The sequence below is a fragment of the Azospirillum sp. FG154 genome, from assembly GCF_057809575.1.
In genome coordinates this window covers 1-730 of the sequence record NZ_JBMDKF010000066.1, presented here as the reverse complement: position 1 = coordinate 730, position 730 = coordinate 1, and the positions used below count along the sequence as shown (strand labels likewise).

1 protein-coding gene and 1 rRNA gene are annotated in these 730 nt (G+C 57.8%); both read right to left on the bottom strand.

Annotation, left to right across the window (positions count from 1 at the left end):
* Positions 1-286: ribosomal RNA gene (locus ACODS4_RS28125) — 16S ribosomal RNA — on the bottom strand; the annotation flags it as partial.
* A 219-nt stretch (positions 287-505) separates the two neighbouring features.
* A partial coding sequence (locus ACODS4_RS28120) for a hypothetical protein (protein ID WP_488869181.1) occupies positions 506-730 on the bottom strand: 225 nt, incomplete at its 5' end.

Below are 730 nucleotides of genomic sequence, written 5' to 3'. Positions count from 1 at the left end.
CCAGTGTGGCTGATCATCCTCTCAGACCAGCTACCGATCGTCGGCTTGGTGAGCCGTTACCTCACCAACTACCTAATCGGACGCGGGCCCCTCTCTCGGCGTAAACTTTCCCCCATAAGGGCGTATCCGGTGTTAGCGTTCGTTTCCAAACGTTATTCCGAACCGAAAGGCAGGTTCCCACGTGTTACTCACCCGTGCGCCACTAAGGCCGAAGCCTTCGTTCGACTTGCATGTGTTAGGCATGCCGCCAGCGTTCGTTCTGAGCCAGGATCAAACTCTCAGGTTCAAATCGATCTCCAGTAAACCGGAAACCGACTGAGACGGATCGTCCGAAAACGTCCAAACCCAAGCGTCAGAAAACCTGTTACAGTTAACTTGCTTCAACTTTGGATGCCTACAGACGTCCGCTGATGTGCCGATCCCAAACCAGATCGAAACCCAACGTCAAACGGTGCAACCCGCACCGCCGCCTGCGCATCCCTTCTCACAACACGGTATGCACTTGTCAAAAATCCCGCAGCGCTGGAAGCGCCGCATCGGCCACTCCCCCATCCCTCCCTTCGGAGAGGCGGGCCGGAGAAGGCCGAACATTCAGGTCGAAAGCGGAAGCTTCAAACCGCTCGTCAGAACCGGCGCCGCCGAACCCAACCGCTTGTTTTCGCTTCCTTTTTCTCCGCCGCCGCGCCGCTTCGTGAAGCGCCGCCCCGTCGGTGGAGCGGGTTATAGTGGC